This is a genomic window from Microbacterium maritypicum, assembly GCF_041529975.1.
GTDB lineage: Bacteria > Actinomycetota > Actinomycetes > Actinomycetales > Microbacteriaceae > Microbacterium.
Map to the genome: position 1 here is coordinate 3,686,779 of NZ_CP168030.1, position 19,156 is coordinate 3,705,934.

The window sequence follows — 19,156 nt, forward strand, 5'->3', positions numbered from 1 at the left end:
GTGAATGTTACCGAGAACAACCCAGGGGGTGCAACGACCTCCGCTACAGTCCGAGGCGCTCCAGGTACGGGTTCACCAGGCGGCGCTCCGGGTCGTAGCGGGCGGCGAGCGCGGCGAAGTCGTCCCATCGCGAGTACCGCGAGCGCGTCTCGGCACCGTCGAGCGTGAACACCTTGCCCCAGTGCGGGCGGGCGGTCTCGGGCAGCGCAGCCTCGATCGTCGGGAGCAGCGCACGAACCGCGGCCTCGTCGGGCTTCCAGGTGAAGTGCAGGCCGACGGCATCCGCCCCGTACGACGAGCTGAGCCACAGGTCGTCCGCGCGCACGGTGCGGATCTCGTTCACCAGCAGCAGCGGCGCGATCTGCCCGGCGAGGGTGCGCACGGCCTGGATCGCGGCGACCGCATCCGCGCGGGGCACGAGGTACTCGCTCTGGATCTCGGCGCCGGCCGACGGCGTGAACTCGAGCTTGAAGTGCGCCAGCCGCTCGAACCAGGGACCGGACACCCCGAGCTGCTCGGTGCACGCGACCGGGTCGACGCCGAGGATCGGATGCCGCTTGCTCACCGCCGGCACCGCGCCGAGCTTCTCGAACAGCGACTCCCGCGCGGCCTCGCGCGCCTCGGGCTGCCGCTGCTTGACCCAGATCTGGTCGACGAAGTCGGTGCGCTCCCAGGTCGAGAACAGACTCACGCTGGTGCCGATCGAAGTCACGTCGTCGAAGTCGGCGAGCACGGCATCCCAGTCGGGGCGCTCGAACACGTGCTGGGCGACCTCGTACGTCGGCTCGACGTCGAGCGTCACGTCGAGCACGGCGCCGAGAGCGCCGAGGCTCACGACCGCACCGTCGAAGTCGGCATCCCCGCGCTCGAGCGTGCGCGTCTCGCCCGACGGCGTGAGGATCGTCAGGCCCCGGACCGCACTCGCGAGCGAGCCGATCGCGTCGCCCGAGCCGTGCGTCCCGGTGGCAACCGCCCCGGCGATCGAGATGTGCGGCAGCGAGGCGAGGTTGGCGAGCGCGAGCCCCTCAGTCTCGAGCAGCGGCGCGATGTCGCCGTAGCGGGCGGCGCCTGCGACCTTCACCGCCGTGCGGTTCGTGTTCACCTCGAACACCGTGGGCAGCCGGTCGAGCGCGATGAGCACACCGTCGGTGTCGGCGATGTCGTTGAAGCAATGCCGCGACCCGAGGAAGCGCACCGGCCCTCCCTGGCCGAGCAGGGCACCGAGCTCGTCGACCGTCTCCGGTTGCGCGATCGTCGAGGCCCGGTACGTGAGGATGCCTGCCCAGTTGCGTTCGGTGGTCATGGCGCCATGATAGCCAGGGCAGCGGCGACTACATCGATGTACTCCATCCGCTCCCGGCCTCGACGCTAGGCTGACCGGATGACAGCGCAGCCGCCGCCCCGCGCCACGATGAAGGACGTCGCGGCCCTCGCCGGGGTGTCGACGAAGACCGTCTCGAACGTGGTCACCGGCACGGTTCCGGTCAACGAGAGCACGCGGTCGAAGGTCGAGTCCGCCATGGCGCAGCTCGACTTCGTGCCCAACCTCAGCGCGCGGGGGCTGCGCAAGGGACGCTCCGGGATCATCGCCGTCGCCCTCCCCGACCTCGCCACCGCATTCTCGGCCGAGCTCGTGCACCGCATCGTCGAGGCCGCGCACGAGCGGGGCCTCGCCGTGCAGATCGAGGAGACGGCATCCGAGCCCGAGCGCGAGAAGGAGCTGGTCTCCCGGGCGCGGGCGCACCTGGTGGACGGCCTCATCTTGAACCCGATCCGCCTTGAGGACAGCGTGCTGAAGTACGCCGACCGCCTCCCGCCGCTCGTGGTGATCGGCGAGGTGGAGCAGAACCGCGCGGACCACGTGCGCATCGACAGTCGGCAGGCCGCGGCCGATGCCACGCGTCACGTGCTCTCCCGCGGCGCGACCCGTGTCGCGGTGGTCGGCGCCGACGACGATCCGTCGATCGCCACGGCCACCAGCCGTCTGCGCCTCGAGGGCGTGCACGACGCGCTCCGCGAAGCGGGCCTCCCCCGGGATCCGGCCCTCGAGATCAACCGGCTGCCGTGGTCGATGGGCGGTGGTGCGGATGCCGTGCACATGCTGCTCGAGCGTCGCGTGCCCTTCGACGCGATCGTCGCGTTCACGGATTCGCTCGCGCTCGGGGCGCTGCACACGCTGCACGACAACGGCATCCGCGTGCCCGACGACGTGATCGTGACCGGCTTCGACGACGTCGAGTTCTCGCGGTACACCTCGCCGGCCCTGACCTCGGTGGCGTTCGATCGGCGGGCCTTCGCGATCGCGGCGCTCGGTCTGCTCGAATCGCGCATGGACGACCGGGCCGCTCCCCCGCGCGCCCTCACCCTCTCGCATCACCTGCTGGAGCGCGCGAGCACGCAGGGGCGCCCGCGCGGTTACCGCCCCTGACATCCGCCACTCCTGGGTCTCGATCTGATGCTTGCGTCGTCGATTACATCGATGTAATGATGAGGCGTCCCCCGCACAGTCACGAAGGAGTGACGATGACACCCCCACTCGATCTGTCCCGCCGGCAGTTCCTCACCGCCGCCTCGCTCGCCGCCGGAACGGCACTGCTCGCCGGTTGCGCGCCCGGCACGACCCCCGGCTCCGGCCCGCAGACGCTGCAGTTCTGGCACCTGCTCTCCGGCGGCGACGGCGTGACGATGTCGTCACTGCTCGATCAGGTCAACGGCGCGCAGTCCGCGTTCCGCATCCGCCCGACCGTGCTCGCCTGGGGCACCCCGTATTACACGAAGCTCGCGATGGCGGGCGCCGGCGGCCGCGCCCCCGACGTGGCGATCATGCACGCGACGCGCACGGTCGGCTGGGCGCCCGGCGGACTGCTCGACACCTGGGACCTCGACCGTCTCGCCGAGCTCGGCGTCGACAGCTCGACCTTCCCGAAGCCGATCTGGGAGAAGGGCTTCGTGGGCGACGACATGTACAGCGTCGCGCTCGACGCGCACCCCTTCGTGATGATGTTCAACACCGACGTGTGCGATGCCGCCGGGGTCCTCGACTCCGACGGAAAGCTGCAGGAGACGAGCTCGCCCGAGGAGTTCCTCGAGCAGCTGCGCACCGTGAGCGGCACCGCATCCGGACACGCCCTCTCGTACGGCTACCTCGGCGACGGCGCGCAGATGTGGCGCCTGTTCTACACCTTCTACTCGCAGCACGGCGGCGCCATGGAGCTGCCCGCCGGCGGGCCGGCCGTGATCGACAAAGACGTTGCGGTCGAATCGCTCACGCTCATGCAGACCTTGCTCGACGGCGAGATCGCGGCCGCCCAGAACGACTACGGCAACGCCATCGCCGAGTTCGCCACCGGCAAGAGCGGCATGCTCTTCACCGGAGTCTGGGAGCTGCGCACCATGCAGGCCGCCGGCATCCCGTTCGACGCGACCATGATCCCGACGCTCTACGGCACCCCGGCAGTGTACGCCGACTCGCACTCCTTCGTCCTCCCGCACCAGTCCAGTGCCGACCCCGTGCGCCGCGATCTCACCTACGAGTTCGTCGCCGACATGCTGAAGAACTCCTTCGGCTGGGCCGAGGCCGGCCACATCCCCGCGTTCCTCCCCGTGACCGAATCCCCCGAGTACGCCGACCTCATCCCCCAGGCGAACTACGCCGAGGCGGCACAGCACGTCGTGTACGACCCGACCGCGTGGTTCACCGGGTCGGGCTCCAACTTCCAGGCCGAGTTCGGTGCGGCCGTGCAGAACGTGCTGCTCTCGGGCGACGACCCGGCGGCCGCGATCGACCGCTTCGAGGCACGGGTGAACACCCTGCTCCGACAGCCGAACCCGGCAGACCCCGAAGGGACGTTCGGATCATGACCTCCGCCACCGACTCCACCCGCACGATCGTCACCGGGTCCCGCACCACCCCGCGCGGACGCCGCGCCGGCTCCCGCAACCGCGAGCAGCTCATCAGCTGGGTCTTCCTCGCACCGTTCCTCGTGGCCTTCGCCCTGTTCCTGGTCTGGCCGATCATCCACGGATTCATCCTCAGCTTCACCGACCAGTCCCTCACCGGGGCCGGCGGCTCGTTCATCGGATTCGCCAACTACGCCGAGGCGTTCGTCGATCCGAAGATGTGGCAGTCGATGGGCAACACCGTCTGGTTCACGCTGCTCTCCACGGTGCCCCTCGTCGTGATCGCCCTCGCGATGGCGGCCCTCGTCGACCGCGGCATCCCCGGCCAGTGGCTGTGGCGCCTGTCGTTCTTCATGCCGTTCCTGCTCGCCTCCACCGTGATCTCGCAGATCTGGGTCTGGATCTTCAACCCCCAGGTGGGCGCGGCCAACAACATCCTGGAGTTCTTCGGCCTCGAGCCGCTCGCGTGGCTGCAGAACCCCGAGACCAACATGCTGTCGATCGTCATCGCGACCGTGTGGTGGACGGTCGGCTTCAACTTCCTGCTCTACCTCGCGGCCATGCAGAACATCCCGCCGCAGCAGTACGAGGCCGCTTCCCTCGACGGCGCCGGCGCCTGGCGCCAGTTCTGGTCCATCACGCTCCCGCAGCTGGGACCGGCGACGGTGCTCATCCTGATCCTGCAGATCCTCGCCTCGCTCAAGCTGTTCGACCAGGCGTACCAGATGCTCGGCGGGGTCGCGAGCGACACCACCCGCTCGATCGTGCAGTACATCTACGAGGCCGGTTTCGTCAGTTACCGGTTCGGCTACTCGGCCGCCATCTCCTACGTCTTCTTCGCTCTCATCGTCATCCTCGGCGTCGCGCAGGCCCTGATCACGCGCCGCCGGAAGGAGCAGTTCTGATGTCCACCGCCACCGCCTCCCCCCTCGCATCCACCGCCACCGAGACGATCACGACGGCGTCGTCGCGTCGCCCCCGGCGCTCGCACCTGCCCGGACAGAAGCCGTTCGGGCCGCTCCGCATCACCGCGTTCGTCGTGCTGCTGCTCCTCGCCATCGGCTGGCTGCTGCCGTTCCTCTGGGCGGTCGCGACCGCGTTCAAGACCGAGACGGATGCCGCATCCGGCGACCCCGGCTGGATCGGCGCGAGCGGACCCACCATCGAGGCGTTCACCGCGATCCTCTCGCAGGGCAACGTCTACACCTGGGCGCTGAACAGCCTGCTCACCTCCGTGGCGATCACCGTGATCACCCTGGCGATCTCGGCACTCGCGGCCTACGCCTTCTCGCGCCTGGACTTCACCGGACGCAAGTGGCTGTTCGTGGTGATCATCGCCTCGATCGTCGTGCCGCCGCAGGTGCTGATCATCCCCCTGTTCTACGAGATGCTCGCGTTCAACATGGTCGACACCTACTGGGGTCTGATCCTGCCGCAGGTCGTGGCCCCCGCGATGGTGTTCATCCTCAAGCGGTTCTTCGACGCCATCCCGATCGAGCTGGAAGACGCGGCGCGCGTCGACGGCGCCGGCCGGTTCCGGATCTTCTGGTCGATCGTGCTGCCGCTCTCCCGTCCGATCATGGCCTCGGTCGCGATCTTCGTGTTCATCAGCGCGTGGAACAACTTCCTCTGGCCGTTCCTCGTGATCAACGACACGACGCTGATGACGCTGCCGGTCGGACTCCAGACCGTGATCAGCGCCTACGGCGTGCAGTACGCCCAGGTCATGGCGCAGGCGGTGCTCGCGGCGCTGCCGCTCATCATCGTGTTCATGATCTTCCAGAAGCAGATCGTCAAGGGAGTCGCGACCAGCGGCTTCGGCGGTCAGTAGTCCGCCCGCGGCATCCGTCCCCGGCATCATCGCCCCGCCCCGTCCCGGCCCACTCACAAGGAGAGCAATGTCTCAGGCCCGCATCACCATCGACCGCGACTTCACGATCGCCGACGTCCCCCGGAGGCTCTTCGGCTCGTTCGTCGAGCACATGGGGCGCTGCGTCTACACCGGCATCTACGAGCCGGGGCACCCGCAGGCCGACGAGCGCGGTTTCCGGCAGGACGTGCTGGCGCTCGTGAAGGAGATGGGACCGACCGTGGTCCGCTACCCCGGCGGCAACTTCGTCTCGGGCTACCGCTGGGAGGACGGCGTCGGCCCGGTCGAGGACCGGCCGGTGCGCATCGACGGCGCCTGGCACACGATCGAGACGAACGCCTTCGGCCTGCACGAGTTCATGGACTGGGCGAAGGAGGCGGATGTCGAGGTGATGGAGGCCGTCAACCTCGGCACCCGCGGCGTCGAGGAGGCGCGCGCGCTCGTCGAGTACGCCAACCACCCCGGCGGCACGTACTGGTCGGACCTGCGCCGCAAGAACGGCGCCGAGCAGCCCTTCGACATCAAGCTGTGGTGCCTGGGCAACGAGCTGGACGGCCCCTGGCAGATCGGCGGCAAGACCGCGACCGAGTACGGGCGGCTCGCCCAGGAGTCCGCCAAGGCGATGCGTCTGGTCGACCCGTCGATCGAGCTCGTCGCCGTCGGCTCGTCGGGGCGGACGATGCCGACGTTCGGCACCTGGGAGCACACGGTGCTCACCCACGCCTACGACGAGGTCGACTTCATCTCGATGCACGCGTACTACCAGGAGCACGACGGCGACGCCGAGTCGTTCCTCGCCGAGTCCGTCGACATGGACGCGTTCATCGAGGGTGTCATCGCCACGATCGACGCGGTCAAGGCGTCCGGCAAGCACACGAAGCAGATCGACATCTCGTTCGACGAGTGGAACGTGTGGGACCAGGTGAAGTACAACGACGTCGAGGCGAAGGAGATCGAGAAGGCCGGATGGCGTCAGCATCCGCGACTCATCGAGGACACGTACTCGGTGACGGATGCCGTCGTGGTCGGCACCCTGCTCAACAGCTTGCTGCGGCACGGTGACCGCGTGAAGATCGCCAACCAGGCGCAGCTCGTGAACGTGATCGCCCCGATCCGCTCGGAGGAGAACGGTCCGGCCTGGCGGCAGACGAGCTTCTGGCCGTTCGAGCGGATGGCTCGGCTCGCGAAGGGCCGCATCCTGCGCCTCGCGGTGTCGGCTCCGCAGATCGAGACGAAGCGCTACGGCGGGGTCGACGCTGTCGACGCGGCGGCGACCTGGGACGAGGCGACCGGACGGGTGGTCGTGTTCGTCGCGAACCGCTCACTCGACGAGTCGAGCGATCTGACGATCGACCTGCACGGACTCGGCGACCTGCGCGTGGTCACCGCCGAGACCCTGACGATCCCCGAGGGTGGCGACCGCCACACGTCGAACCTCGAGACCACGCCCGACAGCGTGCACATGGTGCCGCTCGGGGCCGCCGAGGTCGTCGACGGCGCCGTGCGCGCGACGCTGCCGCCGCTGTCGTGGTCGGTCATCGAGCTCGACGTCGCTCGGGCCTGAGACGTCCGGCGGGCTCGGCGACCTCGAGGTCGCCGAGCCCGCCGGGACGCACGCGATCACGGCGCTCAGGGCAAACCACTCTCAGGGCCAGTCGACGGCCTCCAGGACCGGCCAGGCGCCGTCCGAGGCGTTCGCGATGACGGTCCCCGTCACGCTCGATTCGGGGTCGTGCCAGGTGCGCGCCGAGACTCCGGCGTCGTACCCCTCGAGGATCACGGTGCCCGATTCCCATCCGCGCCAGAAGCCCCGCGCGTAGCGCATGTTCTCGTCCTCGACCTCGTTCAGCGGTTCGGTGAGCACGGCCAGCATCTGCGCGCTCACGATCCGGTGATCGAACAGCGCCGTCCAGAACGCGTGCAGATCGGCGGCCGTCGTGGCCGCGCCGCCGTCTCCGCTCCCGCGCACCGGCAGGTGGAGCACGTTCGTGCGGTCGTCGGTGTCGCCCAGGTACCCGAGAGCGAGATCCCCCGGCATGTCGTCGGTGCGGGGATATCCGCTCGACGCCATCCCGGCGGGAGCGAAGACGCGCTCCTGGACGAGCTCGTGGAACGGCGTCTTCGACGCGCGCTCCGCCACCAGCGCCAGCAGCACGAAACCGCTGTTGCAGTAGGCGAATCGCGAGCCCGGCGCGCTCACCTGCGGCCGGCCGTCGAGCACCGGCACGAACGCCTCGGTGTTGTCGAGCTCATGCAGGGGGCGGTCGATCACGTAGTCGGTGATCGAACCGCTCGACTCGTCGATGTAGTCGCCGATGCCCGACGTGTGGGACAGCAGGTGCTCGACCGTGACGGCGTCGTCGACGAGCGGGAGATCGTCGCCGAGGAAGGGCCTCACCAGGTCGTCGAGCGCGAGCGTCCCGTCATCGACGAGCGCTCCGATCGTGACCGCGGTGAAACCCTTCGCGATGCTGGCGACGCCGCACCGGCTCTCCGCCGCCATCGGCAGGCCGTGGGCGCGGTCCGCGAGCCCGTACCCGCGGGCGAACGGTTCTTCGCCGGGACGGTCGACGCGGATCACCCCGCTGAATCCATTGGCTTCGGCGGCCTCGTGCAGGGCCAGTGCGACAGCTGTTCTCGCAGTGGTCATGTGTCCGTACCCCTTCTCGTACTCGTCTTCGCTGACGGGTCTTCTCTTACTCGTTTCCGATCGCGGCGGTGGTCGCCCGCACGACCAGTCTGGTGGGTAGCGTGACGTGCATCTCCTCGACGGGCTGCCCGGCGAGGAGGGCGAAGACCATCTCGGCCGCCACCGACCCCAGCCGACGCATCGGCTGCTGGATCGTGGTGAGCGGCAGGGCGCGGCGGGAGGCCTCCGGCACGTCGTCGAACCCCACCACCGAGAGGTCTTCCGGCACCCGGAGCCCGAGCTCGTGCGCGACCTCGATCACGGCGATGGCCGAGAGGTCGTTCGCGGCGAACACGGCCGTGGGCCGCGAAGGCCCGGCTAGCAGGATCCGCGCCGAATCCCTCGTGGCCTCGAGCTCGTAGCGACCGGAGCGGATCAGATCGGGATCGACCGGGATGCCGGCGTCGCTCAGCGCGCGTCGATATCCGGCATCGCGCAGGCCCGCGGATCGCAGATCGGGGCGCCCGCCCAGGAAGCTGATCCGGCGGTGCCCGAGGTCGAGCAGGTGCCGGGTCGCCGTCAGCGCGCCGCCGAAGCTGTCCGACTCGACGGTCGGCAGGTCGGCGCGGCCGGTGTGCGGGTCGATCGCGACGACGGGGATCTCGGTCGACGCGCCGACGACCGTGGGGGTGACCATGATCGCGGCGTCGATGAGGGTACCGGAGAGCCGACTGAGTGACCGCCGCTCCCACCCTTCGCCCTGTCCGTGCCGCGAACCGCTGTACGCCAGCAGGTCGAAGGCGGTGTCGTGCACGGCTGCACCGACGCCCTTGAGGATCTCGGCGCTGAACGGCTCGAAGTCGGCCAGGAGCACCCCGATCACGCCCGTGCGTCTAGCCCGCATGCTGCTCGCCACCAGGCTCGATTCGTAGCCCAGTTCCTGCACCACATCGAGCACGCGCCGGACCGTCGCATCCGCTATCCCGTAGCGTCCGTTCACCGCCTTCGACACGGTCGACACCGAGACGCCGGCGGCCTTCGCGACGTCGTGGATCGTGGTTCTCCCGCTCATGGTCGCCCAGCGTATCCGGGGATGCCGCCCGGATGGAAACTGTTTTCGAAAACGTTTGACGGTCCTCACGAACGACAGCAGACTGCAACGCGACGCGGTCACACCCCCTGATGCCGCGGCGCCTGCAGAGACGCGGCGCAACTCTCGATGAGGAGAACCATCACATGAACAGCACACGGCGTTCCTTGATCTCCGCGGCCGCGATAGCCGCCGTCGGAACTCTCGCACTCAGCGGGTGCACGGCCAGCACCCCCGACGGCGGAGGTGGTGGCGACGCCGCCATGACGCTCTGGCACAACTCCACCACCGGACCCGGCGTCGAGTTCTGGGAGCAGACCGTCGCCGACTTCGAGAAGGAGAACCCCGGGGTCACGATCGAGATCCAGTCGATCCAGAACGAAGACCTCGACGGCAAGCTCCAGACCGCGCTCAACTCCGGCGATGCTCCCGACATCTTCCTGCAGCGCGGCGGCGGCAAGATGGCGGCGATGGTCAAGGCCGGCCAGCTCAAGGACCTGACCGACTCGATCACCGGTGGTGCTGCGGAGGAGATCTCCGACGCCGCCTACTCGGCCAGCAGCCTGGACGACAAGATCTACGCGATGCCGGTGGCCGTGCTCCCCGGCGGACTCTTCTACAGCCAGGATCTGTTCGACGAGGCCGGCATCACCGAGAACCCCACCACGATGGACGAGCTCGAGGCCGCGACCGAGAAGCTCAAGGCCGCCGGCATCGACCCGGTCGCCCTCGGCGCGAAGGATGCCTGGCCCGCCGCCCACTGGTACTACTGGCTCGCGCTGCGCGAGTGCAGTGCCGAGACGCTCGCCAAGGCCGCCGACGAGATGAACTTCGACGACGACTGCTGGGTGCGCGCGGGCGAAGACCTGCAGGCGTTCGCGGCCACCGAGCCGTTCAACTCCGGCTTCCTCACCACCACCGCCCAGCAGGGCGCGGGCAGCTCGGCCGGTCTCATCGCCAACCACCAGGCCGGCATGGAGCTCATGGGCGCGTGGAACCCCGGCGTGATCGGATCGCTCACGCCCGACCAGAAGCCGCTGCCCGACCTGTCGTGGTTCCCGTTCCCCGAGGTCGAGGGCGGCGACGGTGAGGCAGGGTCCATGATGGGCGGCGTCGACGGATACTCGTGCTCGGTGGATGCGCCCGACGCCTGCGTCGACTTCCTCAACTACCTCGGCACGTCCGACGTGCAGACCGCCTACTACAAGGCGTTCAACGCCCCGCCGGTGAACACGGTGGCGCAGGAGGCAGTGACCGAGCAGTACCTCAAGGACATCCTCGCGGCCTACAACGCGGCGCCGTACGCGACGCAGTGGCTCGATACGGTCTACGGACAGAACGTGGGCAACGCGCTCAACGTCGCCGTGGTCAACATGCTCGCCGGTCAAGGAACCCCGGAGGACATCGTCAAGGCCGTCCAGGATGCCGCAGCCAAGGCATAAGGCGGCCGCCCGGCTGGAAGTGATCCTTCTGGCCGGGCCCGCCCTCCTGGTCTTCCTCGCCTTCGTCATCTTCCCGGTGCTGATGGCGGGCTACTACGGCTTCTTCAGCTGGCAGGGCTACGGTCCGCCCACCGACTTCGTCGGGCTGAAGAACTATCTGACGATCCTGCAGGATCCGCTGTTCCACGATGCGCTGGCCCACAACGGGTTCATCCTCGTGTTCTCGCTCATCCTGCAGGGACCGGCGGCGATCCTCCTCGCGCTCCTGCTCAACCGGCGGATGCGCGGCCAGTCGCTGATCCGCGTGCTGATCTTCATCCCCTACGTGATCTCCGAGGTCGTGGTGGGCACGGGCTGGAGCCTGATGCTGCAGACCAGCGGCGCGTTCAACGACCTGCTGGAGAAGATGGGCCTCGGGTTCCTCGCGAACGACTGGCTGTCGAATCCGGACATCGCGATCTGGACGCTGATGGTGATCATCACCTGGAAGTACGTCGGGTTCGCGGTGATCCTGTTCCTCGCGGGGCTCCAGGGCATTCCGGAGGAGCTGCACGAGGCGGCCTCGATCGACGGCGCCTCGTACTGGCAGATCCAGTGGCGCATCACGCTGCCGCTGCTCGCGCCGACCCTGCGCATCTGGGCGTTCCTGTCGATCATCGGCTCGCTGCAGCTGTTCGACCTGGTCTACATCATCTGGGGGCAGTACATCGCCTCCACCGCCGGCACCTCGACCATGGCGACCTACATGGTCTCCGAGGGGCGCAACGCCGGCAACTTCGGGTACGGCAACGCGGTCGCGGTCGTCCTGTTCCTGATCTCGCTCGTCGTGGCACTGATCTACCAGCGCGCGGTGCTGCGTCGCGACACGGACGGCGCCCTCACCGGCGCCCCTGCACGGAAGAAGAGGACGACGCGATGACCGCCACCTCGGTACTCGTCACCCAGCGACCCGGACGCGCCGGGCGCCCCGGACGCGCTCCGCGCCCGCGGCCGCCCTGGGCCAACCCGACCGTCTACTTCGTCGCGCTGATCGTCGTCGGGCTCATGCTCGCCCCGATCGCGTACATCATCATCGGCGGATTCCGCACGAACGCGCAGATCACGACCGACCCGTCGGGGATGCCGCAGCCGTGGGTGTTCTCCAACTACTTCGACGTCATCACCGGTGGCGTGTTCTGGCGGCAGGTGCTCAACTCCACCATCGTCGCCCTCGCCACCACGATCGGCGTCGTCGCGCTGGGGCTGATGGCCGCGTACGTGCTCGCCCGCTATCGGTTCGCCGGCCGCGGAGTGCTCTACGCATTCTTCGCCGCGGGGCTCATGTTCCCGCTGACGGTCGCGATCACCCCGCTGTACATCGTGGTGCGCAGCCTCGGGCTGATGAACTCGCTCGGCGGGGTCATCCTGCCGCAGATCGCCTTCGCCCTGCCGACGACGATCATCATCCTGGTCCCGTTCCTGCGCGCCATCCCCGACGAGATCCAGGAGGCGGCGTTCATCGACGGATGCAGCCGGATCGGGTTCTTCTGGCGCATGGTGCTGCCGCTCTCGATCCCCGGCGTGATCACCACCGGCATCCTCGCGTTCATCGGCAGCTGGAACGGATACCTCCTCCCGCTGTTCGTGCTCAACGATGCGGCGGCGTTCACCCTCCCGCTCGGCGTGCAGTCGTTCGCCTCGCAGTATTCGGTCGACACCGCGAAGGTCCTCGCCTTCACCTCGCTGTCGATGATCCCCGCCCTGATCTTCTTCAGCCTCTTCGAGCGCCGCATCGTCGGCGGACTGACCGGCGCGGTCAAGGGCTGACGATGTCGACGCAGACCCCACAGAAAGAGACGCACGTGCTCGCTCCCACATCCCGCCCCCGATTCTCCCCGCGCGTCGAGGGCCTCCTCGAGCAGATGACGCTCGAGGAGAAGCAGGCGCAGCTCGTCGGCTTCTGGGTGGATCAGGGAGACGAACTCGTCGCCCCGATGGCCGGCGAGAAGAAGACCTCCACCCGGTACGAGGATGCGACGGCGCACGGCATCGGCCACCTGACGCGCGTGTACGGCACGCGCCCGGTCGACCCGATCGAGCGCGCGCAGTGGCTGTGGGGCGAGCAGGCACGGCTGCAGCGCGAGACCCGGCTGGGCATCCCGGCCCTCGTGCACGAGGAGTGCCTGACCGGCCTGGCTGCCTGGCAGGCGGCGACCTTCCCGACCCCGCTGGCGTGGGGCGCATCCTTCGATCCCGAGCTGGTCGAGGAGGTGGGGCGGGCGATCGGATCGTCGATGCGGACACTCGGGATCCATCAGGGACTCGCTCCCGTGCTCGACGTCGTCCGCGATCCGCGGTGGGGGCGCGTCGACGAGTGCATCGCCGAGGACCCGCTGCTCGTGGGCACCGTCGGCACCGCCTACGTCCGCGGCCTGCAGTCGGAGGGCGTGCACGCCACCCTCAAGCACTTCGTCGGCTACTCGGCGTCCACCGCGGGCCGCAACCACGCGCCGGTGCACGCCGGGCGGCGCGAGATCGAGGACGTGCTGCTCCCGCCGTTCGAGATGGCCGTACGCGAGGGCGGGGTGCGCAGCGTCATGAACTCGTACACCGACATCGACGGGGTGCCGGTGGCCGCCGATCCGTACTACCTCGACGAGGTGCTGCGCGGACGCTGGGGCTTCGACGGGGTGGTCGTGTCGGACTACTTCGCCGTGGACTTCCTGCAGAGCATGCACCACGTCGCGGCCGACTCGGCGCAGGCCGCCGCGCTGGCGATCACCGCGGGGATCGACGTGGAGCTGCCCTCCCCCGACGCGTACACGACCCTCGCCACGCAGGTGCGCGACGGGTCGCTGGAGCAGAGCATCCTGGACCGGGCGGTCGGACGCGTCCTGACGCAGAAGGAGGAGCTGGGACTGCTGGATGCCGACTTCACGGTCGCGCCCGCCGCGATCGAACTGGATTCCCCCGAGCACCGCGCACTCGCCCGCCGACTCGCGGAGGAGTCGATCGTGCTGCTGAGCAACGACGGCGTACTGCCGCTGGATGCCTCCGGTGCGCCACGGATCGCGGTCATCGGACCGAACGCCGACAGCGCGGAGGCTCTCATGGGCTGCTATTCGTTCGTGAACCACGTGCTCGCGCACCACCCCGAGGTGCCCGCCGGCATCGCCCTGCCGAGCGTGCTCGACGGACTCCGCGCCGAGCTCCCCGCCGCCACGATCACCCATGTCGTCGGCGGCGAGGTCGAGGGCGAGGACCGCAGTGGATTCCCGGCCGCGGTCACCGCCGCTGGCGAGGCCGACGTGGCGATCGTCGTGGTCGGCGACCGGGCCGGACTCTTCGGACGCGGCACGGTCGGCGAAGGCAACGACGTCGACTCGCTGGAACTCCCCGGCGTGCAGCGCGCCCTGGTCGAGGCCGTCGTCGCGACCGGCACCCCGGTGGTCGTCGTCGCGCTCACCGGTCGCCCGTATGCCCTGGACTGGGCACTGCCGCATCGGGAGTCGGGCGCCGGACTGACCGCCGGCCTGGGGTCGGTGAACTCGCCTGCTCCGTCCGGCTCTGCCGCCACCGAGAAGCGCTCGCTCCCGGCGGCCGTGCTGCAGGCGTTCTTCCCCGGCGAAGAAGGGGGCCCGGCCGTCGCGGCGGTGTTGAGCGGGGCCATCGCCCCGTCGGGACGGCTCCCGGTGTCGCTGCCGCGGTCCGCGGGCGTGCAGCCCTATTCGTACCTGCATCCCGCGCTCGGTGGACGCACGGACGTGTCGAGCGTCGACCCCTCACCGGCACGACCGTTCGGATTCGGACTCGGCTACACGACCTTCACGCACGAGCAGCTGACGGCCGACGCGACGGTCGGCGCGGGCGCAGAGTTCCGGGCGTCCGTGCTCGTGCGCAACTCCGGCTCCCGCGCGGGCACCGACGTCGTGCAGCTGTATGCGCACGACGAGGTCGCGAGCGTGGCCCGCCCGGTCGCGCAGCTGATCGGGTTCCAGCGGGTCTCGCTGGAAGCGGGCGCGGAGCAGCGCGTGGAATTCACGGTTCCCACGGAGCGCCTCGCGTTCACGGGCGTCGACGGTGTGCGGAGGGTGGAACCGGGGCGGATCCGGCTGTGGGTCGGGGGCGCCTGTGACGACGAGGAGACTTCGACCGCGATCGAGATCGTCGGCTGAGAGCTCTCAGTACATCTCCCCGACGGGGACCGGAACGGCGAGCACGTTGCCCGGCTGCGCGAGCGGGCACGCCCAGGCCGGGTCGTACGCGCAGGACGGGTTGTAGGCGAAGTTGAAGTCGAGCACGATCGTGCCGCCTGCGGCATCCGATCCCAGGTCGGCGCCCTTGATCGTGTCGATCAGGTAGCGACCGCCGCCGTACGTTCCGCCCTCGCGCCCGGCGAGCGCGTCGCGCACCGGGATGAACAGGCCGCCGCCGTAGGTGGTGAGTCGCCAGACGTCGAGCGATCCGGCATCGGGGATCTCGACCCGGCCGATGCGCTCGAACGGTACGACACCGTCGGTCCCCGTCGCGAAGTCGAAGCCCCCGGGGTCGGCGGGCAGGATCGGCAGCTCGAAGCGCCAGTCCGGATCGTAGGACGCGAGGGGCAGACCCTCGAACAGCGGCCGGTCCTCCGGCAGCAGCGGCGTCGCGGGGTGGTGGAGCATCAGCTCGTCGCGCTCCATCCGCCACAGCTCGTGAGCGTCTTCAGGCGAGTCGGCGAGACGCACGGCGTCGTACAGGGCGAAGACCCGTCGGCGCCAGTCGGCGACCTCGAGGGCGGTGCGGGCGCTCGTGCGGGTGCTCGTCATGCGTCCAGGCTACGGGCCGGGCCGCGGGTGTGAGGCGGATCCGGCGATCATCTCCGCGTACCCCTCTTCGTAGGTGGGGTAGTCGAGACGCCCGAGCAGCGAGTGGAGCAGCGACCCGTCGTACACGAACCCGCGCGGGCCGTCGGATGCCTCGTCGGGTGGAACAGCGACGCCCAGCTCCCCGGCGAGGAAGCGGACGACGTCGCCGAGAGGTGCCGGTCGTTCGTCGACCGCGTGCACCAGCCGCGGCGCATCGTCGGTGCGCAGGAGCAGGTCGAGCGTGCGCACGAGGTCGGTCTCGTGGATGCGGTTCGTGAGCCGGGAGTGGTCGACCGCCGCGCCCTCGCGGACCTTGCGCAGCAGGAACTCGCGACCGGGACCGTAGATCCCCGCCGGTCGCACGACCACGGCGTCGAACAGTTCGGCCGCCGCCCGCTCGCCGTCACGGAGCCCCCGCGAGCGCTCGGTCTCGGCCGCGGGCTCGTCCTGCTCGGTGAGAGGACGGTCGGCCGTGAAGGCACTCCCTTCGAAGACACCGGTCGACGACACGAACACGGTGCGAGCGGGCATCGCCGGCAGGACATCCCGAAGGTGTCCGAGTGCCGTGCGATAGGAGTGTTCCGCGGCGCCCGGCGGCAGTGTGATCACGACCGCATCGACCGCGGGCAGCGGGGCCGTGAGCGGCTGCGCGAGATCACCGCGGATGCCGACCACGCCGGCGGGCAGCTCCCCGTCACTCCGCCGCAGAGCGAAGACCTCAGCGCCGTCGTTGAGAAGTCGGGGTGCGAGGCGCGCGCCGAGCTTGCCGAATCCGACCAGGAGTGTGCGCCGCGGCGCCGGGGTGGTGTCCATCGGTTCCAGGCTCCCACAGGTCCCACACACGTAAGAAGCGCCGCACCCTCCGAAGAGGATGCGGCGCTTCGACCGAGCAACGGGAGTTACTCCGCGACGGCGATCTTCTTGGCGTCGTCCGTGTTGAGCACGCGGAACAGGATCGCGGCGATCACGGCGCCCACGACCGGGGCGGCGATGTAGAGCCACAGCGAGCTCCACGCGAAGTGACCGCTGACCGAGAGGCCGAGCGCGACGGCCGGGTTGAAACCGCCGCCCGAGATCGAGCCGACCGTGGCCGCACCGACGAACACGGTCGCACCGATCGCGAGACCGTAGAACGAGTTGCCCGCGGTGTCCTTCGACGTGGCCGTGTTGAGCACGACCCACACGAGGATCAGCGTGAACAGCGCCTCGACGAGGAACGCCGGGCCGACCTCGATGACCATGGCCTCTTCACCGGCCGGCCAGACCGACATGCTGACGAGTGCGGCCACCGCGCCACCGACGAACTGTGCGATGAGGTAGGCGATGAAGTCGGCGACGCTGAGGCCGCCGCGCAGGAACACACCGACCGAGACGGCCGGGTTGAGGTGGGCGCCCGAGATGTGACCCGTGGAGAACACGAGCACCATCAGGGTGAAGCCGATCGCGAGGGGCGTCAGCGGACTGTCGCTGTTCACCGCCGCGATGATCGCGAGAACGAAGAGGAAGGTGGCGACCGCTTCTGCGAGCGCCTTGCGTGCCGTACCAGTCATGAGAGAGCCCTTTGCTTGGGAATTCCGGAGAGGGGAAGTCACCCGTTTGCCCGCGCACCCTGGCCGACGCACCCCTCGTGCGGCACCGACGCTATCGCTGCGCGCACCGGAATATCGGGAAGCCGCGCGGTATTGCTGTGAATTCCCTGAACTCAGGTGCGTGCCCCGATCGCGGCGACATCCACAGCGTCCGGATGCCGGAATCACGCCGGTGATGTCAACCCCGTGGCCCGCGCTCCCCCCTTCCCCGTAGCGTGCGAGGATGACCACCGAGACTGCCTCCGGCACCGAGGCACCCACGCGGCTGAGACGAGCGATCACCGGGCCGCTGCTGTTCGCCTTCATCCTCGGAGATGTGCTCGGTGCGGGCATCTACGCGCTCATGGGTGTGCTCTCCGAGAAGGTGGGCGGCATGCTGTGGGCGCCGCTGCTCCTGGCGCTGCTGCTCGCCATGCTCACCGCCGGCTCCTACGCCGAACTGGTCACCAAGTACCCACGCGCGGGCGGGGCCGCGGTCTTCGCCGAGCGCGCGTTCCACAGCCCGCTCGTCTCGTTCCTCGTGGGCTTCAGCATGCTCGCGGCGGGTGTGACCAGCGCGGCGGGGCTCGCCATCGCGTTCGCGGGTGACTACCTGGGCACCTTCCTCGACCTGCCGACCATCCCGGTCGCCATCGCCTTCCTCGCCCTGGTCGGACTGCTGAACGCCCGCGGCATCCGCGAGTCCCTGGGGGCCAACCTCGTGATGACCGCGATCGAGCTCAGTGGACTCGTGATCGTCGTCGCCGTGGTCGCGATCTTCCTCGGCGGCGGAGGCGGCGACGTGTCGCGCGTGACCCAGGCGCCCGAGGGCACGAGCGTCGCCATGGCCGTGCTCTCGGGAGCCGTCATCGCGTACTACTCGTTCGTCGGCTTCGAGACCTCCGCCAACATGATCGAGGAGGTGAAGGATCCGCGGCGTACCTACCCGCGTGCCCTGTTCGGAGCACTCATCACCGCCGGCGCCGTCTACGTCTTCGTCGGCCTCGCGAGCTCGATCGCCCTCCCGCCCGCCGAGCTGCAGGAGTCCAGCGGCCCGCTGCTCGCCGTGGTCGAGGCCACCGGCGTCAGCATCCCCTCCTGGCTGTTCAGCCTCATCGCCCTCGTCGCCGTCGCGAACGGCGCCCTGCTGACCATGATCATGGTCAGCCGCCTGACCTACGGCATGGCCGAGCAGGGCCTGCTGCCGCCGGTGCTCGGCCGCGTGCTCCCGAAACGGAAGACACCGTGGGTCGCGATCCTCACCACCACCCTCGTCGCGATGGGGCTCACCCTCGTCGGCGATCTGGCGACGCTCGCCGAGACCGTGGTCCTGCTGCTCCTGGTCGTCTTCCTCAGCGTGAACATCTCGGTGCTGGTCCTCCGGCGGGATCACGTCGAGCACGATCACTTCCGGGTGTGGACGTTCGTCCCTGTGCTCGGGATCGCTTCGTGCATCCTGCTGCTCACCCAGCAGCGCGCGGTCGTCTGGCTCTTCGGTGCGATCCTGCTCGCCGTCGGCGGCGTCCTGTACCTGCTGGCCCGTTGGAACCGGAAGCGCACCGGCGGCGCACCGCTCAGGACCACCCAGACCCCTGACACCGAAACCGACCCGAAGGAGAATCATGAGCACGCCTGAGAACAGCGCCGAAGACATGACGAGCGCCGAGAAGCGCCACGATCAGCTCACCGCTGCGCCGGATGCCACCGAGGCCGACGCCGCCCCGCGCATCGAGGTCAGCGAGCACGACGGCAACACCCGGATCGACATCGCCCCCGACGCTCCGGTGCGTCCGGGGCCCGGCCCCGGAGTCGAGGCCGACGACTGAGCCGC

General features: G+C 69.4%; 17 protein-coding genes. 11 read left to right on the forward strand and 6 right to left on the reverse strand.

What is annotated here, in order from left to right; genetic code table 11:
- Positions 1-43: 43 nt before the first annotated feature.
- Entirely contained in the window at positions 44-1,303 is a 1,260-nt protein-coding gene (locus ACCO44_RS17835) for a D-arabinono-1,4-lactone oxidase (RefSeq protein ID WP_372467638.1), read from the reverse strand.
- Between the two features lie 78 nt (positions 1,304-1,381).
- Between ACCO44_RS17835 and ACCO44_RS17840 the strand changes: the two genes are divergently transcribed.
- From ACCO44_RS17840 to ACCO44_RS17860, 5 genes are all read left to right on the forward strand, one after another.
- Positions 1,382-2,428, forward strand: coding sequence for a LacI family DNA-binding transcriptional regulator (locus tag ACCO44_RS17840; RefSeq protein ID WP_372467639.1), 1,047 nt, complete (start codon positions 1,382-1,384; stop codon positions 2,426-2,428).
- 95 nt (positions 2,429-2,523) lie between these two features.
- Positions 2,524-3,861: a substrate-binding domain-containing protein gene (locus ACCO44_RS17845; RefSeq protein WP_372467640.1), complete on the forward strand. Its 1,338-nt coding sequence runs from the start codon at positions 2,524-2,526 to the stop codon at positions 3,859-3,861.
- On the forward strand, positions 3,858-4,805 hold the full coding sequence (locus tag ACCO44_RS17850) for a carbohydrate ABC transporter permease (protein ID WP_029264409.1): 948 nt from the start codon (positions 3,858-3,860) through the stop codon (positions 4,803-4,805). Before ACCO44_RS17845 ends, ACCO44_RS17850 begins: the two co-directional genes overlap by 4 nt.
- Positions 4,805-5,731 carry a carbohydrate ABC transporter permease gene (locus ACCO44_RS17855; RefSeq protein WP_029264408.1) on the forward strand — a complete coding sequence of 309 codons (927 nt, stop codon included), beginning with the start codon at positions 4,805-4,807 and terminating at the stop codon, positions 5,729-5,731. Before ACCO44_RS17850 ends, ACCO44_RS17855 begins: the two co-directional genes overlap by 1 nt.
- Positions 5,732-5,798: 67 nt before the next feature.
- Entirely contained in the window at positions 5,799-7,334 is a 1,536-nt protein-coding gene (locus ACCO44_RS17860) for an alpha-N-arabinofuranosidase (protein ID WP_372467641.1), read from the forward strand.
- An 81-nt stretch (positions 7,335-7,415) separates the two neighbouring features.
- On the opposite strand, the gene ACCO44_RS17865 is transcribed toward ACCO44_RS17860, so the two are convergent.
- Together ACCO44_RS17865 and ACCO44_RS17870 are read right to left on the reverse strand one after the other, a co-directional pair.
- Positions 7,416-8,420, reverse strand: a complete 1,005-nt coding sequence (locus tag ACCO44_RS17865; RefSeq protein ID WP_105711681.1) for a serine hydrolase — start codon at positions 8,418-8,420, stop codon at positions 7,416-7,418.
- A gap of 46 nt (positions 8,421-8,466) precedes the next feature.
- Positions 8,467-9,471 carry a LacI family DNA-binding transcriptional regulator gene (locus ACCO44_RS17870; RefSeq protein WP_105711682.1) on the reverse strand — a complete coding sequence of 335 codons (1,005 nt, stop codon included), beginning with the start codon at positions 9,469-9,471 and terminating at the stop codon, positions 8,467-8,469.
- A gap of 164 nt (positions 9,472-9,635) precedes the next feature.
- Between ACCO44_RS17870 and ACCO44_RS17875 the strand changes: the two genes are divergently transcribed.
- The 4 genes from ACCO44_RS17875 to ACCO44_RS17890 all read left to right on the forward strand — a co-directional run bounded on the left by ACCO44_RS17875 (position 9,636) and on the right by ACCO44_RS17890 (position 15,085).
- Entirely contained in the window at positions 9,636-10,931 is a 1,296-nt protein-coding gene (locus ACCO44_RS17875) for an extracellular solute-binding protein (protein WP_262001952.1), read from the forward strand.
- A complete protein-coding gene (locus tag ACCO44_RS17880; protein WP_051662406.1) occupies positions 10,912-11,850 on the forward strand; it encodes a carbohydrate ABC transporter permease in 939 nt (312 codons plus the stop codon). Before ACCO44_RS17875 ends, ACCO44_RS17880 begins: the two co-directional genes overlap by 20 nt.
- Complete coding sequence (locus tag ACCO44_RS17885) at positions 11,847-12,737, forward strand: carbohydrate ABC transporter permease (RefSeq protein WP_029264402.1); 891 nt, start codon at positions 11,847-11,849, stop codon at positions 12,735-12,737. The genes ACCO44_RS17880 and ACCO44_RS17885 overlap by 4 nt, the downstream gene beginning before the upstream one ends.
- 95 nt (positions 12,738-12,832) lie before the next feature.
- Positions 12,833-15,085: a beta-glucosidase gene (locus ACCO44_RS17890; RefSeq protein ID WP_372469428.1), complete on the forward strand. Its 2,253-nt coding sequence runs from the start codon at positions 12,833-12,835 to the stop codon at positions 15,083-15,085.
- A 6-nt stretch (positions 15,086-15,091) separates the two neighbouring features.
- Here the strand turns inward: ACCO44_RS17890 and ACCO44_RS17895 are convergent, their stop codons facing one another.
- From ACCO44_RS17895 to ACCO44_RS17905, 3 genes are all read right to left on the reverse strand, one after another.
- A complete protein-coding gene (locus tag ACCO44_RS17895; RefSeq protein WP_215069323.1) occupies positions 15,092-15,718 on the reverse strand; it encodes a DUF1684 domain-containing protein in 627 nt (208 codons plus the stop codon).
- A gap of 9 nt (positions 15,719-15,727) precedes the next feature.
- A complete protein-coding gene (locus ACCO44_RS17900; RefSeq protein ID WP_372467642.1) occupies positions 15,728-16,570 on the reverse strand; it encodes a hypothetical protein in 843 nt (280 codons plus the stop codon).
- Between the two features lie 86 nt (positions 16,571-16,656).
- Positions 16,657-17,307: an MIP/aquaporin family protein gene (locus ACCO44_RS17905; RefSeq protein ID WP_105711686.1), complete on the reverse strand. Its 651-nt coding sequence runs from the start codon at positions 17,305-17,307 to the stop codon at positions 16,657-16,659.
- 262 nt (positions 17,308-17,569) lie between these two features.
- On the opposite strand from ACCO44_RS17905, the gene ACCO44_RS17910 reads away from it, so the two are divergent.
- Both ACCO44_RS17910 and ACCO44_RS17915 read left to right on the forward strand, forming a co-directional pair.
- Positions 17,570-18,961, forward strand: coding sequence for an APC family permease (locus tag ACCO44_RS17910; RefSeq protein ID WP_372467643.1), 1,392 nt, complete (start codon positions 17,570-17,572; stop codon positions 18,959-18,961).
- The gene (locus ACCO44_RS17915) at positions 18,948-19,151 is read left to right on the forward strand and encodes a multidrug transporter (RefSeq protein WP_372467644.1); all 204 of its coding nucleotides are present in this window, start codon (positions 18,948-18,950) and stop codon (positions 19,149-19,151) included. Before ACCO44_RS17910 ends, ACCO44_RS17915 begins: the two co-directional genes overlap by 14 nt.
- The last annotated feature ends 5 nt before the right edge of the window (positions 19,152-19,156 follow it).

What these genes read in the sequence shown, in the direction of transcription:
- ACCO44_RS17835 (WP_372467638.1), bottom strand. Translation starts at nt 1,303, where the DNA reads ATGACCACCGAACGCAACTGGGCAGGCATCCTCACGTACCGGGCCTCG.
- ACCO44_RS17840 (WP_372467639.1), top strand. Translation starts at nt 1,382, where the DNA reads ATGACAGCGCAGCCGCCGCCCCGCGCCACGATGAAGGACGTCGCGGCC.
- ACCO44_RS17845 (WP_372467640.1), top strand. Translation starts at nt 2,524, where the DNA reads ATGACACCCCCACTCGATCTGTCCCGCCGGCAGTTCCTCACCGCCGCC.
- ACCO44_RS17850 (WP_029264409.1), top strand. Translation starts at nt 3,858, where the DNA reads ATGACCTCCGCCACCGACTCCACCCGCACGATCGTCACCGGGTCCCGC.
- ACCO44_RS17855 (WP_029264408.1), top strand. Translation starts at nt 4,805, where the DNA reads ATGTCCACCGCCACCGCCTCCCCCCTCGCATCCACCGCCACCGAGACG.
- ACCO44_RS17860 (WP_372467641.1), top strand. Translation starts at nt 5,799, where the DNA reads ATGTCTCAGGCCCGCATCACCATCGACCGCGACTTCACGATCGCCGAC.
- ACCO44_RS17865 (WP_105711681.1), bottom strand. Translation starts at nt 8,420, where the DNA reads ATGACCACTGCGAGAACAGCTGTCGCACTGGCCCTGCACGAGGCCGCC.
- ACCO44_RS17870 (WP_105711682.1), bottom strand. Translation starts at nt 9,471, where the DNA reads ATGAGCGGGAGAACCACGATCCACGACGTCGCGAAGGCCGCCGGCGTC.
- ACCO44_RS17875 (WP_262001952.1), top strand. Translation starts at nt 9,636, where the DNA reads ATGAACAGCACACGGCGTTCCTTGATCTCCGCGGCCGCGATAGCCGCC.
- ACCO44_RS17880 (WP_051662406.1), top strand. Translation starts at nt 10,912, where the DNA reads ATGCCGCAGCCAAGGCATAAGGCGGCCGCCCGGCTGGAAGTGATCCTT.
- ACCO44_RS17885 (WP_029264402.1), top strand. Translation starts at nt 11,847, where the DNA reads ATGACCGCCACCTCGGTACTCGTCACCCAGCGACCCGGACGCGCCGGG.
- ACCO44_RS17890 (WP_372469428.1), top strand. Translation starts at nt 12,833, where the DNA reads ATGACGCTCGAGGAGAAGCAGGCGCAGCTCGTCGGCTTCTGGGTGGAT.
- ACCO44_RS17895 (WP_215069323.1), bottom strand. Translation starts at nt 15,718, where the DNA reads ATGACGAGCACCCGCACGAGCGCCCGCACCGCCCTCGAGGTCGCCGAC.
- ACCO44_RS17900 (WP_372467642.1), bottom strand. Translation starts at nt 16,570, where the DNA reads ATGGACACCACCCCGGCGCCGCGGCGCACACTCCTGGTCGGATTCGGC.
- ACCO44_RS17905 (WP_105711686.1), bottom strand. Translation starts at nt 17,307, where the DNA reads ATGACTGGTACGGCACGCAAGGCGCTCGCAGAAGCGGTCGCCACCTTC.
- ACCO44_RS17910 (WP_372467643.1), top strand. Translation starts at nt 17,570, where the DNA reads ATGACCACCGAGACTGCCTCCGGCACCGAGGCACCCACGCGGCTGAGA.
- ACCO44_RS17915 (WP_372467644.1), top strand. Translation starts at nt 18,948, where the DNA reads ATGAGCACGCCTGAGAACAGCGCCGAAGACATGACGAGCGCCGAGAAG.